16 protein-coding genes are annotated in these 14,338 nt (G+C 45.2%); 15 read left to right on the forward strand and 1 reads right to left on the reverse strand.

What is annotated here, in order from left to right:
* Window positions 1–143 precede the first annotated feature (143 nt).
* From DSM465_RS19100 to DSM465_RS0115350, 3 genes are all read left to right on the forward strand, one after another.
* Window positions 144–389 carry a hypothetical protein gene (locus DSM465_RS19100; protein ID WP_011886782.1) on the forward strand — a complete coding sequence of 82 codons (246 nt, stop codon included), beginning with the start codon at window positions 144–146 and terminating at the stop codon, window positions 387–389.
* A gap of 23 nt (window positions 390–412) precedes the next feature.
* Window positions 413–874 (forward strand): Imm30 family immunity protein, encoded by a 462-nt coding sequence (locus DSM465_RS0115345; RefSeq protein WP_011886783.1) that lies wholly within the window; start codon window positions 413–415, stop codon window positions 872–874.
* Window positions 875–1,284: 410 nt separating this feature from the next.
* Window positions 1,285–2,073: a recombinase family protein gene (locus DSM465_RS0115350; protein ID WP_011886784.1), complete on the forward strand. Its 789-nt coding sequence runs from the start codon at window positions 1,285–1,287 to the stop codon at window positions 2,071–2,073.
* 192 nt (window positions 2,074–2,265) lie between these two features.
* On the opposite strand, the gene DSM465_RS0115355 is transcribed toward DSM465_RS0115350, so the two are convergent.
* Window positions 2,266–3,494, reverse strand: a protein-coding gene (locus DSM465_RS0115355) for an IS3 family transposase (RefSeq protein ID WP_099233567.1) whose coding sequence is annotated in 2 segments (ribosomal slippage) — window positions 2,266–3,206 and window positions 3,206–3,494 — 1,230 coding nt in all. Because the reading frame shifts where the segments join, the coding sequence is not laid out codon by codon here.
* A 384-nt stretch (window positions 3,495–3,878) separates the two neighbouring features.
* On the opposite strand from DSM465_RS0115355, the gene DSM465_RS0115365 reads away from it, so the two are divergent.
* From DSM465_RS0115365 to DSM465_RS0115415, 12 genes are all read left to right on the forward strand, one after another.
* A complete protein-coding gene (locus DSM465_RS0115365; RefSeq protein WP_011886787.1) occupies window positions 3,879–4,397 on the forward strand; it encodes a VanZ family protein in 519 nt (172 codons plus the stop codon).
* 627 nt (window positions 4,398–5,024) lie between these two features.
* Window positions 5,025–5,381, forward strand: a complete 357-nt coding sequence (locus DSM465_RS0115370; RefSeq protein WP_011886788.1) for a lmo0954 family membrane protein — start codon at window positions 5,025–5,027, stop codon at window positions 5,379–5,381.
* A 30-nt stretch (window positions 5,382–5,411) separates the two neighbouring features.
* Window positions 5,412–6,035 carry a PspA/IM30 family protein gene (locus tag DSM465_RS0115375; RefSeq protein ID WP_171355534.1) on the forward strand — a complete coding sequence of 208 codons (624 nt, stop codon included), beginning with the start codon at window positions 5,412–5,414 and terminating at the stop codon, window positions 6,033–6,035.
* A 64-nt stretch (window positions 6,036–6,099) separates the two neighbouring features.
* Window positions 6,100–6,831 carry a cell wall-active antibiotics response protein LiaF gene (liaF, locus tag DSM465_RS0115380; RefSeq protein WP_008881586.1) on the forward strand — a complete coding sequence of 244 codons (732 nt, stop codon included), beginning with the start codon at window positions 6,100–6,102 and terminating at the stop codon, window positions 6,829–6,831.
* The gene (locus tag DSM465_RS0115385; RefSeq protein ID WP_008881585.1) at window positions 6,828–7,853 is read left to right on the forward strand and encodes a sensor histidine kinase; all 1,026 of its coding nucleotides are present in this window, start codon (window positions 6,828–6,830) and stop codon (window positions 7,851–7,853) included. The genes liaF and DSM465_RS0115385 overlap by 4 nt, the downstream gene beginning before the upstream one ends.
* Before the next feature lie 2 nt (window positions 7,854–7,855).
* Window positions 7,856–8,488 carry a response regulator transcription factor gene (locus tag DSM465_RS0115390; RefSeq protein ID WP_008881584.1) on the forward strand — a complete coding sequence of 211 codons (633 nt, stop codon included), beginning with the start codon at window positions 7,856–7,858 and terminating at the stop codon, window positions 8,486–8,488.
* A 374-nt stretch (window positions 8,489–8,862) separates the two neighbouring features.
* Window positions 8,863–10,320 carry a protein adenylyltransferase SelO gene (locus tag DSM465_RS0115400; protein ID WP_029761739.1) on the forward strand — a complete coding sequence of 486 codons (1,458 nt, stop codon included), beginning with the start codon at window positions 8,863–8,865 and terminating at the stop codon, window positions 10,318–10,320.
* A gap of 186 nt (window positions 10,321–10,506) precedes the next feature.
* A complete protein-coding gene (locus DSM465_RS0115405) occupies window positions 10,507–11,292 on the forward strand; it encodes a MerR family transcriptional regulator (protein WP_008881581.1) in 786 nt (261 codons plus the stop codon).
* Between the two features lie 232 nt (window positions 11,293–11,524).
* Window positions 11,525–11,689, forward strand: coding sequence for a PAS domain-containing protein (locus DSM465_RS20320; protein WP_157663108.1), 165 nt, complete (start codon window positions 11,525–11,527; stop codon window positions 11,687–11,689).
* Window positions 11,690–11,885: 196 nt separating this feature from the next.
* On the forward strand, window positions 11,886–12,008 hold the full coding sequence (locus DSM465_RS20325; protein WP_078172604.1) for a diguanylate cyclase domain-containing protein: 123 nt from the start codon (window positions 11,886–11,888) through the stop codon (window positions 12,006–12,008).
* Window positions 12,009–12,012: 4 nt separating this feature from the next.
* A complete protein-coding gene (locus DSM465_RS0115410; RefSeq protein WP_029761740.1) occupies window positions 12,013–12,234 on the forward strand; it encodes an EAL domain-containing protein in 222 nt (73 codons plus the stop codon).
* A 30-nt stretch (window positions 12,235–12,264) separates the two neighbouring features.
* Window positions 12,265–13,968: an ABC-ATPase domain-containing protein gene (locus tag DSM465_RS0115415; protein ID WP_029761741.1), complete on the forward strand. Its 1,704-nt coding sequence runs from the start codon at window positions 12,265–12,267 to the stop codon at window positions 13,966–13,968.
* Window positions 13,969–14,338: the final 370 nt, after the last annotated feature.

The raw sequence follows: 14,338 nt of genomic DNA on the forward strand, positions 1-14,338 counted from the left end.
AGGAAAAGGTTTATTGCCGGGCGAAGGGAAAGTAGGAACTTACAAACAATTAATAAAACAAGGCAAAGCGTTTGATAACCTTACTCCACACCATATGCCATCTGCTGAAAAAAGCCGGTATAAAGCGAAATGATGGTGTTAGCATGAATATGGAACAACCACATCCTGGTACTGGGGGAAGACACCGTAGGACTTATACTTATGGACTTTCTGGAGAAAAATTAAACGATTATTTAAATCTTAGCTACCGAGATGCACTAGCACATGATATTTGGGATGCTCGAAGAATTTATATGAAGGATGGGCTATACACTCCGAAAATAAGAAAAAGTTTAAGAGATGTAATTCAATTGAATAAGGAATTGTACCCAGAATTATTTAAGAAGTAATTATTTATAAGGAGGGAATATTTTTGGATATTAAGTCGGAAATAAAAAAGGTATACGATAACCGTCTGCTTAAGACAGAAAAACAAGTGGAAGAATTTGAGCAAGCTTTAAAAAATATATATGAATATGGTGAGGTTTCAATTATTAAAGATTTAATTTTAGCTTTTGATGATAATACTGAACACCATGAGGTAATGTTTAACTTGGTGCATACTATTGAGCATTTATATAAGAATAAAATAGAGGAAGGGTTAAAACTAATTGCTACTTCTGTGCCAACGGTTATAAGTTATGGGAGGGAATGGATAGAAATTTTACATTACAGAATATTAAATCACCCCCATGTGCGTACAATTTATGCAAAAGTTTTGGAGAATATCGACATCAAAACAAGAAATATTATTAAAGATTTGTTAGGAGATATAAAGAAAGAAGATCCAGAATTGTTTGGTGAGTCAGTAGATGAGGTATTAGATAATATTTAAGAACTAATTATGAAAACCTTGATTGGCAATATGCTTTTCAAGGGTTTTCTATTTTCAATCTAACAGCTATATCAAATAATAAAGTGTGTTTACGAGAGAATTTAAGTATGTTTTTTACCAACATTTTAATTCAGAGCTCATAATGGTTCACCTACAACGAGCTTGGCTGCAATGCATGGTAAAGCGACTAACGCCACGAATACCCTTCGAGTACACTTTAAAACACGAGAGAACGCTTTCTCGTGGCGAGAAATAGGGTATAAACTTTTAACTTTTAACCGACTATGACAATAATAATAAACTGGCAAATTATTTTTGTATTGTATTTTCACTAGAGACGGTCGTATAATACTCGTCATTATTAAAAAGCGTTACATAAATTGTAATTTTTGTAACGGGAGGGCGACACATTGAACGTTGTCGGGTATATACGAGTCTCAACGCAAGGACAAGCAAGAGATGGTTACAGCTTGAAATATCAAGAAGAGGAAATCAAAGCATATTGTGAGAAAAACGGCTGGAACTTGATCCATATTTTTAGAGATGAAGGCATTAGCGGGGCAAAAATGAATGAAGAAGCGTTCGAAGTAGACAGGGTGGGTTTACAGGAGATGTTGGCCCACCTTTCTTCTCTCCAAATTAAGTATGGCGTGGTGTTAAACACAAGCCGGTTGTGGCGCTCTGACATGGTGAGAGTGTTGATTCATCGAGAGTTACAGAAGTATGGGGTGGATATTAAAAGTATTGAACAGCCATCCTACAGTATCTACAAAAAAGACCCAAGCGATGTATTGGTCAATGGACTAATGGAGTTATTAGACCAATATCAGCGATTGGAAATTGCTTTAAAACTAAAGAAAGGTCAGCATAAAAAAGCAAAAGAAGGAGGATATGCCGGAGGAAGGGTGATCTTTGGCTATACGAAACCAAAAGGGGAAAAGGAACTCAAGGTACATCATGAACAAGCTAAAGTGGTCAAACGGGTCTTTGAACTAAAACGAAAACATCCTCAAGGGTCTTTAGCTCACATTGCCAGGGTGTTAAATGATGAAGGGTACAAAACCGCTCAAGGAAAACCATTTACAAAAGTACAAGTAAAGCGAATTTTAGACCGAAAGAGCTTTTATCAAGGGATGTATACCTACGGCCCCATACAAGCCCATGGCAAACACGAAGCCATTCTTTCAAACGTCACTTAAAAAATTCATGAGTTTTCTTATATATCGATATAGATGATGCCTCCATGGACAGGCTGATGTACCAATGCGCACCGGAAGGTGAACGCTCGAACTAACGGATTGACCCCCTAAATTTGGACACATCCTATCTTATTTTAGGTTATTCTCAAAATTTCTCGTTTTTTCTTGGCAAGAAGACAAAATCCTCTTGCCTTATACGCGAACTTCTTTGATGATTAACGATTCCGTTTGCGCTTTTTTGTGAAATTCATGCGGTGGAAGATCAAGAATACTCGAATGAATCCTTCGCTCGTTATAAAATTTCATGTACTCCATCACGGCTTGATAAGCTTCTTCATAGCTGTCAAACGCCATTCTTCCTAGACATTCCTCCTCCAGTAAACGATGAAACGCTTCCATATGCGCATTCATATTCGGCGTCCGTGGTGGAATCCGTTCATGTTCGATTCCAAATCGCTCACAGGCAGCTTCAAAGGCATGAGAAATAAATTGCGGGCCGTTGTCTGTCCGAATCACAGGTTTATTTGCCTGTTCAAATTGCTGACGCTTGAATAACGCTCTTTGAAGCGTCTTTACGGCATCGCTTCCTGAACAACTCAACCCAATATGGTAATCAATTACCGAACGGTCATACACATCGATGAGCGACAAAACAAGGAAAAAGCGTTCTTCTCCTTCGATATATCCATATTTCACATCCATTTCCCATAACTGATTCGAGCCTGTAATAATGCGATTTCGAGCGTGTTTCTTCGGATATGGAATCCGTTTCTCTCGCTGCGGACGTAGCAAGTCCATCGCTTTACACAATCGATATACTTTTTTCTTACTGATCACAAGCTGATGGTCTCTTCTTAACTGAATGGTCAGCTTGTGATATCCGTAGGCAAATCCTTCTCCCATCACAAGCTCAGAGAGCCATTCTTGGATTTGTTCGTCTGGCACTTTTTCGCCAGTTGCCGTTAGAGAGCAGCCGGGTGTTGGACGTCCCCCATCTACTGTTTTCTTCTCGACTTTTCCGTTCTGCTGATAATAGTAGGTTGAGCGATTGATTTCTAGAATCTCCAATACTTTTGTAATCGGATATCCTTTCTTGATCCACTGCTCGGCTACTTCCAATTTTTCAGTAAGTGAGGGTTCTTCTTTTTTATCAAATCACGCAAAATCGCGATTTCTAAATCTTTTTCCCCTAATAGCTTCTTGAGCTGCTCGTTTTCTTCCTCCAGCCGTTTGATTTCAGCTGAAGAGGGAGAGGAAACCATTTCTTGTCCTAGTTTTCCTTCTTCATATGCCTTCACCCATCTTTGCACAAGATTCGGGCTAAGCTCGTATCTTCTAGCTACCAATGCTTTATTTCCGACTTCTAATGCTTCTTTCACTACTTGTAGCTTAAATTCCTTCGAATGTTTTCTTCGTTTCATGTACATCAAAAGCCCCCTTCATTTGGTCACTTCGATTATAAAAAACACCTTATCGAGTGTCCAAATTCATTAGGGGGCTAATGAGATCTTATATTGGATAAACAGTTTGAATAAATGAAGATTTTTACTTTGAAGATAAATCACGATAATCAATAGTTGAACTGATACAAAACGTAAAGTCGATACATACTGTTTTTGAAGTTTGGATTGACCTATTGTAAAATGAGAGTGCTCTTACAATTTAGAGAGATTCTCATACAAGGGCTATTTTATGCTCATCTAATTTTATCTAGCATCACGGGGATTATATCTTATTTAATGAATGTAGCGGGATTGTTTAAAAGCTAACAGTAAAATTACGAAGGAAAACAGGATGAGTGGTAAATGAAAAAAGTGATAAACATAATTTGGAATATTAGTTTTATATTTTATTTATTAGCACTGGTCATGCTGTTGTTTGTAGGAGTTATGTTTGTGGGAGCTAGAGGGCATGTATGGACAGACTTATCGTTAATCGAATATTTAAGGCGTTCTTCAAATTTCGTTCCATTTAAAACGATTAGTATATATATTAAGGCGATGTTTAACGGAAGTTTGAATATAAGTATACCGATAAAAAACCTCTTGGGTAACTTAATTATGTTTTTACCAATGGGAATTTATCTGCCTTACTATATTAAAAAGATAAACAAGGTAGGTAGGTTTACATTCTCGATGATTATATTGTTATTTGTGATTGAAGTAACACAATTAGTGACAAGAAGAGGAAGTTTTGATATTGATGATTTTATACTTAATATCGTAGGTGCTTGGATAGGTTTTATTATTTGGAAAACAAAAACCGTTCAGAGGTTACTTAAATTAGATGTTTCTTACTCTTCAGCTAAAGAGGGCTTTAGATGAATAAGACTAAACTCAGATACAGAACTTCCGGTTGATTGGAAGTTCTGCTTTTTTATATAAAATCAGCAATAAACTTTAACAGAGCCTATTCTAAAATAAAACAGCGCTTATTCCCTACACTGCTTAAACATCTAACAAGGCCGAAGAATTGGTTTATCGAATCGTCGAAAAAACGCTACTCACCAGAGTTAGGGAGATGGATGATGTATCTGCTCTTGTTCACTCGATCCTGCTTTTGTTCCACCATGATGAGATGGAATCAGTTGATTCAATGCGGTGGGGAAACTGTGTATGAGACATGAACCTCCTTTCAGGTAGTTAACAGCACGTTGATGTTAACTAAGGAGTTTGGTTCATGTCTTTTTATTTGTCTGATTGTAAGTTTGCTTATCTGGGGAGTGTGGCCTTCGATATGTGCATATGACAGGTTTACGGCATTTTTATTTGGACAGTAGTTTAGCCACAGGCTGGGCTGTGTGGGTGATGGCGCATCTACCAATGCTCACATTCTTTTTTCTGCTCCATCAAACGAAAAATACGCCTCGAGTCGTAGTCAAAATATATCTTCGGAACATGATGGGAGGCAGGGAGTGTGCGGTACGATAGAAAGCGAAGGGAGGCGAAAGGATGGCAAAAAAGATCGGGTTGTTCATTGCCGGCGCGGCCGCGTTGATGGTGCTCTTGTTTCACCTCGGGCCGCTTGTCGGATTGGCGATCACGCTGGCGATCTTGTACTATGCGTTCAAAAAGTATTTGAAAGCTCCATCGACGTTTGGAAAAATCGCATGGGCGTTGATTGGCTGTGCGGCGTTAGTTATCAGCGTTTCGAATGTGCCGGCGCTGATTGCGCTTGTCGCGGCATATGTCTTGTATGTCGTGTATAAAAAATGGAACAGTGCGAAAGGTGAGCGTACCGTTCCAGGAACCGATGACCCGTTTGTCAATTTTGAAAAACAATGGGCTGAGCTGCAAAAGCATCATTAATCATATGGATGGAAAAGGAGTGGATCAATGATGGGATTGTTCTCACGTTTGAAAACGATCATTGAGGCTGATCTTCATGAATGGCTCGATGAAAAAGAAAAGAAAAATCCAATTGCGTTACTCAATCATTATTTGCGCCAATGTGAGCAGGAAGTTGAGCGGGTACGGCAGTTGCTTGAGCGCCAATATGTGTTGAAAGAGAAGTTTGCCCGCGAACATCACGAGGCAGAACAGATGGCGGAAAAGCGGGCCAAGCAGGCGGAGGTAGCCGAACGAGCTGGAGAAGAGGGATTGGCCGAGTTTGCGCGGCGTGAGCAGGCGCAATATACCGAACGGGCGGCCCGCTTAAAGCAACTGCTCGAACAAGCAAGCCACGAGCTGTTTGAGTTGGAAGCGAAATATGAGGACATGAAGCATAAGCTGAAGGATATGCAGATGCGGCGTATGGAGTTGATGGGGCGCGAAAATGCGGCGCGGGCACATTACCGGATTCATCGGGTGATCAATGGGGACACCGGTCCTGCTCAGGCAGCGTTTGCGGATGCTGAAGTTTATCTTGATCGCCTTGAACGGCAAGTCCAGTCCGATTATTATCGGAACACGATCGATGCGCGCATCGCTCAGTTAGAAAAGCAGTTGCAAGAAGGGAAATAACCGGATATGCTAAAGGCGTACATAGTTACGCCTTTTTCATTTTGGACAACAGGGGGCTCCCCACATGCTTGATCAGCAGAAGAAAACCGATTATGTCAGCTGGGCTGTCTTGCTCATCTTTTTGCTTTTTGTTGTCGAAATTGCATTTTTCCATCCTGGGTTGCTGTTTTCCATCGGATTAGCGATCGCTTTGCTTTATATCGGAAAACAGTCATGGCCACGCAAACGGGGGAAAGTGCTTTTTTGGATCGGTGGCATTAGCCTTGTGTTTCATGTGTTTACGATGGTGACGGCCCGGTTGGTCATTGTTGCTGGCTTATTTTATGTTCTGTGGAAATTCTTTCAATCCAAGCAGCAACCGACTGTCATTCGGCCAGTCATCATTGAAGCGAAGGACAGTCAAGGGGAAGTCATCGACCGAAAGCCGCTGTTTCATAATGTGCTGTTTGGACGGCAAACGACTCCCGAACATGTGTATGAATGGGATGATGTGAATATTCAAACCGGCATTGGCGATACGGTGATCGATGTCAGTAACACCGTCTTGCCAAAGGGAGAAGCAGTCATTGTTGTGCGCGGCTTGATCGGTCATGTGCGCGTGCTTGTCCCGTATGAAGTAGAGACAAAGGTCGTCCATTCAGCTATCTTTGGTGGGGGAACAGTGTTTGGGCAAGAAGCAAGGCATTTGCTTAACCAAACGCTCATTTATCAAACCCCTTCATATCAAGCGGCCGAGAGAAAACTGAAAATTGTCACCTCACTGATGATTGGTCACCTTGAGGTGAAGCGGTTATGAGCCGACCGTTGATGGTTTCTGTTTTGTCAGCGCTGATTCTTTTCATTTTGTTATCCCTTTCCTTTGTTTACGTGTTTCCGCCGGAGACGTGGGCGGAGTTGTGGGACAAAACGGTGATGGGCGTACCGTTTTTGCTGTTTGTGTCGGTTGTCAGCTTATTGATCGGGATCGCGAGCGGACTTGTGTTAGATTTCGTTTGGCGTAAGCAGCGGCAAGTTGTTATGCAGGCGCTCGAGCAAATTGAACACGGTGAAATGGGGGAACTTTGGCGGGAAGAGCCGTCACCGGAACTGCAGGACCTTTGGCGGCAAATCGAGAAGCTGCAAACGCAATGGCTCGAGCAAACGAAACGCGTTCAAAAATTAGCGGCAGAAAAGGTCGAACAGGAAGAACGGCTCGTTGAACGCATTCTTTCCGAAGAACGCACGCGGTTGGCGCGGGAGCTGCATGACTCCGTCAGCCAACAATTGTTTGCCGCTTCCATGATGATGTCAGCGATTACAGAAACAATGCCACCCGATGATGAACGGCAACGCAAACAATTGAAAATGGTTGAGCAAATGATTCACCAGTCCCAATTGGAAATGCGGGCGCTGCTTTTGCATTTGCGGCCGGTTCAGCTAAAAGGAAAGTCACTGCAAGAAGGGATGGAAGAACTGCTGACAGAATTGACGGGCAAAGTGCCGCTCGAGATGAAATGGAAAATCGAAGATGTTCCCTTGGATAAAGGGGTGGAAGATCATCTGTTCCGCATTTTGCAAGAGTCGCTTTCCAACACGTTGCGCCATGCAAAAGCGAAAACGGTTGAAGTGTTGCTGATTGAACGGGACGGGTTTGCAATTTTGCGCGTCACAGACGATGGTGTTGGCTTTGATGTGGAACGTTCGAAAAGCGGTTCGTACGGGTTGCAGCATATGTATGAACGGGCGGCGGAAATCGGTGGAACATTGAAAGTAGTCAGCTTAAAAGGCCAAGGAACAAGGTTGGAAGTGAAGGTGCCGCTTGTGTATAAGGGGGGATGACCGTGATAAAGGTGTTGCTTGTCGATGATCATGAAATGGTTCGGCTTGGCGTATCCGCGTATTTATCCGCTCAACCGGACATGGAGGTGATCGGCGAGGCGGAGGACGGGCAAAAGGGAGTTGAGCTTGCTCTCACATTGCGCCCTGATGTCATTTTGATGGACCTTGTGATGGAACCGATAGACGGCATTGCGGCAACGCAGGAAATCATGAGTGCATGGCCGGAGGCGAAAATTATTGTTGTGACGAGTTTTTTGGATGATGAAAAGGTGTTCGCAGCGCTCGAAGCAGGGGCGACGAGCTATTTGTTGAAAACATCGAAAGCAAGTGAAATTGCCGACGCCATTCGGGCCACGTTCCATGGACAATCGGTGCTCGAGCCGGAAGTAGCGGGAAAAGTCATGCAAAACCGGAGAAGACAGAGGGCGCGTCTGCCACACGAACAGCTTACGAGCCGAGAGATGGAAGTACTTTTATTAATGGCGCAAGGAAAAACGAACCAAGAAATGGCCGATGAATTGTTCATTTCACTCAAAACGGTGAAGGTGCATGTGAGCAACATTCTCGCCAAACTTGGTGTCCAAGATCGGACGCAAGCGGTCATTTATGCTTTTCGTCATGGGTTGGTGAAATGATGCGTGCATCATTTAGTTGACATGTGTAAGAATATCGCCATGTTCATACGAAAACCGCTCCACTTCATCAAGACGAACAAGAAGATGAAACGGGAGCGGTTTTGTTGTTTGCGGTGGATCAGAACGGTTGATCTGCTGAGAGAAATCTCGTTTGTTTGACCAATTTGCGAAGATTTCGGTCACGGTGAAGCACTTCCGTTTGTGAACACTTCGACAGAGGATGGGATGTCTGCGAGTTTTTCTTCAAGATGATCGATTCATTCAGTTGTTTGTTCATCCTTACGTTTCCTCATGAAGCGGTTTATAATGCCACCAACTTTGCCGTACAATAAACTCATACAATAAAGAGCATTGGGTAGAAAAAGAAGGTGACCATGTTGGAAGCAAGGTGGAAGTTCGATAATAGTTATGCAAGGCTGCCAGAACGCTTGTTTAGCAACGTTCTCCCTACGCCAGTGCGTGCGCCGAAATTGGTGGTGCTCAACCGTTCGCTCACAGCCGAGCTTGGGCTGAATGAGGAAGCTTTACGAAGCGAAGAAGGGGTGGAAGTGTTAGCGGGAAATCGGATTCCGGACGGGGCTAGGCCGTTAGCGCAGGCGTATGCTGGTCATCAGTTCGGTTATTTCACCATGCTTGGGGACGGACGGGCAGTGTTGCTTGGCGAGCACATCACTCCAAGCGGCAAGCGGGTCGACATTCAACTAAAAGGATCTGGGCGGACGCCGTACTCTCGTGGCGGAGATGGGCGTGCGGCGCTCGGGCCGATGCTGAGGGAGTATATCGTGAGCGAGGCAATGCATGCCCTCGGCATTCCGACGACCCGAAGCTTGGCGGTCGTGACAACAGGAGAGACCATTATACGCGAAACTGAACTGCCTGGGGCGATTTTAACCCGCGTTGCGTCGAGCCATTTGCGTGTCGGCACATTTCAATATGCAGCGCAGTGGGGGACGAGAGAAGAGCTGTGCGCGTTAGCTGATTATGCGCTTGAGCGGCATTTCCCTGAGTTTGAGGCGGTTGCGAACCGCTATTTGTTTTTACTTGAACAAGTCATCAAGCGCCAAGCGGAATTGATCGCAAAATGGCAGCTTGTTGGCTTTGTCCATGGGGTGATGAACACCGACAATATGACGATCAGCGGGGAAACAATCGATTACGGGCCGTGCGCGTTTATGGACACGTATGACTTGAAGACAGTGTTTAGCTCAATCGATACGGAAGGACGGTACACGTACGGTCATCAGCCGTATATCGGAGGCTGGAACTTGGCTCGTTTTGCGGAGAGCTTGTTGCCGCTGTTGGATGATAAGAAGGAAAAAGCGGTGGAGTTGGCTGAAGAAGCGCTTGGCCAATATTCAAAATGGTATGAGTACTATTGGCTTGGCGGGATGAGAGCAAAATTGGGACTTGCCGAGGAACAGGAACACGATGCAGAGTTGATCACCGAGTTGTTGCGGTTGATGGAAGAATACCGTGCAGACTATACGAACACATTCCGAGCATTGACATTAGGTGAGTACACTGGAATGGAGCTGTTTGACACTTCTGAGTTTCGTGAGTGGCACGAGCGGTGGCAAACGAGGCTTAGCAAGGAATCAGTCTCGCGAGAAGAAGCGTATGAACGGATGCGCCGTCACAATCCAGCGGTCATTCCGCGCAATCATCGGGTTGAAGAGGCGTTGGCTGCTGCAGTCAATTGTGGAGACTATCAGGTCATGGCTCGACTCCTTAAAGCGTTGGCCGATCCGTACGCTTACTCGCCGGAACAAGCGGAATACGCCGAACTGCCGCCGCCATCTGACCAGCCGTATCGGACGTTTTGCGGGACGTAATAAAAGGGACTTAGCAGCTCTTTTTTACTGTCAGTCCGGTGATGCTTTAATTCAATCATAAAGGTGAAACGAAACAATACGAAAACAAGAAAAGGAACTTTCCTATATCCAGAAAAAGGGACGAATGTTAGGAGCCCTTTTTTCTTTTTTCCTCTTTACTTTTACGTTACGTCAAGGTGTATCGTCATGAATAGGGAGGTGAGGAACATCGAATACACCGTGCATGAACTGGCCAAATTGGCAGGAGTGACAAGCCGGACGCTTCGGTATTACGATGAGATTGGTTTGCTCAAGCCGGCACGGTTGAGCGATGCCGGGTATCGGCTATACGGACCGCGTGAAGTCGATCTTTTGCAGCAAATTCTCTTTTACCGTGAACTTGGCGTGGATTTGGAAACGATCAAACAAATCGTTCATTCCCCGGAATTTGACGAACTTGAAGCGTTGCGGCAGCATCGCCAACAGCTATTGGAAAAAAGACGCCATCTTGATGCATTGATTGCGAGCGTTGAAAAAACGATTATTGCCAAAGAAGGAGGAATCACGATGAGTGACAAAGAAAAGTTTGCCGCGTTCAAGGAGCGGTTGATTGAAGAAAACGAGCGGAAATATGGAGAAGAAATTCGCCAGAAGTATGGCGACGAACAGGTCGATCGTTCCAACAATAGACTGCGGAATATGACAAAGGAACAGTTTGATGAGGCGGAACGGCTCGGCAAGGAAGTGCTAGAGGTGTTGAAAGAAGCGATGCAAGATGGTGACCCGGCCGGAGAGAAGGCGCAACGGGCGGCTGATTTGCACCGTCAATGGCTTTGCTTCTGGTGGGATCATTATTCCAAAGAAGCTCATGCCGGGTTGGCGCACATGTATGTTGAGGATGAACGGTTCAAAGCGCACTATGACCAAGTGCATCCGGGAGCGGCTGAATTTCTTAAAGAAGCGATTTTGATTTATACGGGAATGAAGAAGTAAGCCGGGCGCAGCCTGTTTCCTATCGGGAAGCAGGCTGCATTTTTTGTGGGGAGGAGTGGATGATGGCCAGCGCGCACAAAAAGTACATAGATAATCTAATTGCAATCGCTGTTTGTTATCATTAAAATGGAGGCACAAAGAGAGTCGTAGTAAGATGGGGGATGCAGTGTCGTTTGTTTCTGAAGAAAACAGAAAAGATTTGCATTCCCGTCTATAGCACACGCTGAACGAATTGTACTTTATTCAACGAGCGCTGGATGAATCGACGATTGTCGTGATTACTGACAAAACAGGAAAAATTACTTATGTGAATGAGGCGTTTTGCTGCATCTCCCAATATAGTCGGGAAGAATTGAGCAGCAATCCCCATCGTTTAGTTGAATTCAGGGCACCATAGCCCTGAGTTTTTTGGGAATATATGGAGGAAAATTGAGAAAGGGAAAATACGGAGGGGAGAGATGAAGAATAAGGAGGAAGATGGAAGTTATTATTGGGTTCAGTCGACGATTGTTCTTTTTTAGATGAACAAGGAAAGTCATATAAAATATGTTTCCATTCGTACAGATATTACCCGTTTATAACAAATTGAATATATGGCGAAACACGATGATTTAACGGGCCTTCCCAATCGACGGTTGTTAAAAGAACAGTTTCCACAAATGGTCGAGGAGACGAAAGCGAAGGGACATCTATTGGCTGTCTATTTTATTTATTAAAAACTTGCCACATTCAGCGGATGACCAAGCGATTATTGCTGCAGACATCAAGATGGCTCGCCAATTAGGCATTGACACCCTTGCGGAAGGAATTGAAAATAAAGAGCAAATTCAACAGTTAAAAGAAATGGGGGCAACAGCGGGCAAGAATATTTTTGGAGTCCGCCTGTACCGGAAACGGACTCGTTTTTGGACCGCACGAAGTGAGCAGTTTCAATATACATAACGAGAAAAACGAATGAAAGGAGTGGATGACATGGAAACGCTCAGAAAGCAACTGAGAGCCATTGACCAAAAGGGATATAAAGCGTACAAAGCGATTGAAGGGACCTATTCTTTTCCGGCGTTTACCCTTGCCATTGACCATGTGCAAGGAGACCCGTTCGCTGAACCATCGAAAATTCGAGTGATCGTGCCGCGGGCAAAGACAGTGTTAGCGGCAGAATGGACCAATACGACGCCGCGCCGCATCCGCTGCGAAGATGTGGTTGCGCGCCGTGTTCACTACGAATTACGGCAATGGCCATCGCGGGCGCGTGGGTCAGGAAAAAGCGGGCTTGTGTTGATCGACGCTCCAGGGCAAAAAGTGCTGGAGCGTACGGCGGTGCTAATTGGTGATGAGACGATTACTGTTTGTTTATCGGTTGGCTTGCCGGCCAATGGGCGGCGCATTTTAGCGAAAGAAGCGGAGAGTATTTTTTTCGAACAGATTCCGGCCGTGATCGAGCGGGCGGTGTATGGCCTGCGCGAAGGTGACATTCGACCCGCAGTCGAGTTGGCCGATCAGCAGCACACTATTCGGCGTTATTTGCATGAGCACGGATTGGTGGCGTTTATCGCTAACGGCTCCATATTGCCTCGTGAAAGCGGAGTGAGCGATAAGCCGCTGCGGCAAGGGGCGGTACCGTTTCAAAGCCCGCCGGAGCTCGAGGTGGCGATCCCTGTGCCTCACCGCACTGAGCCTGTGAAAGGCATGGGCATCCCGAAAGGAATTACACTCATTGTCGGCGGCGGTTACCATGGAAAATCAACACTGCTTCAGGCGTTAGAGCATGGTGTGTATGACCATATCTCCGGTGATGGACGGGAGTTTGTCATCACGGACAGCAGGGCAGTGAAAATTCGCGCCGAGGATGGACGCAGCGTTGCGCATGTTGATATTTCCCCATTTATCGGCATGCTGCCATATGGAAAGGAAACGACGCGTTTTTCGACGGAAAACGCGAGTGGCAGCACCTCGCAAGCCGCGAGCATGATCGAAATGATCGAAGCTGGGGCATCGGCGTTTTTGATTGATGAAGATACAAGCGCCACCAATTTGTTCATGCGCGATGCACGCATGCAGGCACTCATTGCGAAAGAGGCCGAACCGATCACTCCTTATATCGACAAAGCTCGCCAACTGTTTCATGACTATGGCATTTCGACGGTGCTTGTCGTCGGTGGTTTAGGAGACTATTTCGAGATTGCTGATGTTGTGATTAAAATGGAACAATATGTTCCGTCTGATGTGACCGTTGAAGCGAAACGGATCGCCGCAAACATGCCATCGGGGAGGAAGGCGGAAGGCGGGGAGTCGTTCGGCCACATTCGTGAGCGTATCCCGCGCCCGGAAAGTTTAAACAGCCAAAAAGGAAAAAAAGCAAAGGTCACAGCGAGAGGGCGGCATGTGATTCAATACGGGCAGACAGATGTGCTTCTTTATGCGCTTGAACAGCTCGTTGACGACAGCCAAACAAGGGCGATAGCTGCCGCGTTGTTCCATATCGAGCGGAAAGGATGGCTGGATGGAAAGAAGACAGTTCGTCAATTGCTTGATGCCATCGAGGAACAGTGGGACCGGCATGGGCTTGGCTCTGTTTCTTTCCGAAACGGTCATCCTGGTGAACTCGCTCGCCCGCGTCGTTTCGAATTGGCGGCGGCACTCAATCGGCTTCGGACGCTTCGGTGCAGCCAATAATAGCAGGCTGGCAGGAGAAAGGGGGCTCGTTTTCTCCTGTCAGCCAAACGAAATAGAGAACTAGGGACTTGTTTGTCTTATCAATCAAAACAGAAGCAACAGTTTCGAGAATGGTAACAGCTTGTGGGCACAAACAAGACAGCCCTTCGATCATTTCGTTTCGACTTCATAAAAAACAAGATAATCCTCATGCTGATAGTGATGCAACCAAAAAATAGCTGACAAAATGTGCTTGAATCCGTCTTTCTGACGGCGTTCCTATGATTTTGCTCTAGCGCTATCTGTCGATTATCGTTATAATTATGTTTATCAGTTCAACGCGGTGGAGGGCGGCAACGAAGTCGCCGGTTGGTGAGAGAGGGATCGGGGC

The sequence above is a fragment of the Geobacillus thermodenitrificans subsp. thermodenitrificans DSM 465 genome (genome assembly GCF_000496575.1).
GTDB classification, from domain to species: domain Bacteria; phylum Bacillota; class Bacilli; order Bacillales; family Anoxybacillaceae; genus Geobacillus; species Geobacillus thermodenitrificans.

Coding starts and splice junctions, on each gene's coding strand:
- DSM465_RS19100 (WP_011886782.1), top strand. CDS start 144: ATGAATATGGAACAACCACATCCTGGTACTGGGGGAAGACACCGTAGG.
- DSM465_RS0115365 (WP_011886787.1), top strand. CDS start 3,879: ATGAAAAAAGTGATAAACATAATTTGGAATATTAGTTTTATATTTTAT.
- DSM465_RS0115370 (WP_011886788.1), top strand. CDS start 5,025: ATGGCAAAAAAGATCGGGTTGTTCATTGCCGGCGCGGCCGCGTTGATG.
- DSM465_RS0115375 (WP_171355534.1), top strand. CDS start 5,412: ATGGGATTGTTCTCACGTTTGAAAACGATCATTGAGGCTGATCTTCAT.
- liaF (WP_008881586.1), top strand. CDS start 6,100: ATGCTTGATCAGCAGAAGAAAACCGATTATGTCAGCTGGGCTGTCTTG.
- DSM465_RS0115385 (WP_008881585.1), top strand. CDS start 6,828: ATGAGCCGACCGTTGATGGTTTCTGTTTTGTCAGCGCTGATTCTTTTC.
- DSM465_RS0115400 (WP_029761739.1), top strand. CDS start 8,863: ATGTTGGAAGCAAGGTGGAAGTTCGATAATAGTTATGCAAGGCTGCCA.
- DSM465_RS0115405 (WP_008881581.1), top strand. CDS start 10,507: ATGAATAGGGAGGTGAGGAACATCGAATACACCGTGCATGAACTGGCC.
- DSM465_RS20325 (WP_078172604.1), top strand. CDS start 11,886: ATGGCGAAACACGATGATTTAACGGGCCTTCCCAATCGACGGTTGTTA.
- DSM465_RS0115415 (WP_029761741.1), top strand. CDS start 12,265: ATGGAAACGCTCAGAAAGCAACTGAGAGCCATTGACCAAAAGGGATAT.